The sequence below is a fragment of the Vibrio sp. Vb0349 genome (assembly GCF_033338975.1).
The window spans coordinates 1-1,003 of sequence record NZ_JAWOTS010000492.1 but is presented as its reverse complement, the minus strand read 5'-3'; the positions used below and the strand labels follow the sequence as shown (position 1 = coordinate 1,003).

The 1,003-nt window shown below is 42.8% G+C and carries 2 protein-coding genes; both read right to left on the bottom strand.

Annotated features, from left to right (window positions below; genetic code table 11):
* A partial coding sequence (locus R7Q47_RS26835) for a hypothetical protein (protein ID WP_318090383.1) occupies positions 1 to 100 on the bottom strand: 100 nt, incomplete at its 3' end.
* A gap of 51 nt (positions 101 to 151) precedes the next feature.
* On the bottom strand, positions 152 to 994 hold the full coding sequence (locus R7Q47_RS26830) for a phosphatidate cytidylyltransferase (protein ID WP_005480977.1): 843 nt from the start codon (positions 992 to 994) through the stop codon (positions 152 to 154).
* Positions 995 to 1,003: the final 9 nt, after the last annotated feature.

Sequence of the window (1,003 nt, the reverse complement as noted above, 5' to 3'; positions counted from 1 at the left end):
CTAGGGCGACCACAGAAAACAGCTCTGGGTTTTGTTCAACCACTTTTAAGGTGCTTGCACCTATTGAGCCTGTTGCACCAAGAATCGTTAACTTTTGCATGATGTAAGACCGTTAGAAAAATTCAGGAGCGATGAAGCCGCTCCCGATAAATTAGAATACGTAGTATAGAAGAGCAAAGACTGGAAATGCAGCAGTCAGGCTATCGATGCGATCTAATACGCCACCGTGGCCTGGAATGATGTTACTGCTGTCTTTGATGCCAGAAACACGCTTAAACATGCTTTCGACTAAATCACCTAATACAGAAATCACGACCGTGATCAACGTAATGATGATCATATGAATTGGGCTCGTGAACTGGATATTGAACCAATCGGCAAACAACCAGCCAACAATCAGTGCCGCGATGATACCGCCAATAAGACCTTCAATCGTTTTGTTTGGGCTAACATGTGGTGCCATCTTGCGCTTGCCTAAACTTTTACCAGCGAAGTAAGCACCGCTGTCTGCAGCCCATACCAAGAAGCAAACGTACATTACGAGCTTTGCACCGTGGTATGGATCTACCGAAATGTCTGAGGCTCTTAGAATGATTACACTCCAAAGAAAAGGGAGTAATGTCAGAAAACCAAAAACATGTCGTAAAACAAGGTTGCCTTGCCAAGATTTTGTGGTTTTCGGGTAAGTAATTGCCATCAAGCTAGCAATAATCCACCACACAAAACCAAGTCCTAACACAACATAATGAGGTGTACTTAAATGGTTTAAGCTATGTGCGTCAGGTGAGATAAAGAGAAAACTAAGTCCGGTAACAACGGCTGCCGGAATCAGTGCAGCAATGCGAGAATTGCTTTCTGTAAATTGTGTCCACTCCCAAAAACCTAACAGTGTTATCGCCGTCAACGCGATAATAAAGCCCATTAGGGGTAACTTAAAAATGCCTAAAATAACCAGGGGAGCTAAAATTAGTGCTGTTATTATTCTCTGTTTCAAACTAATTAG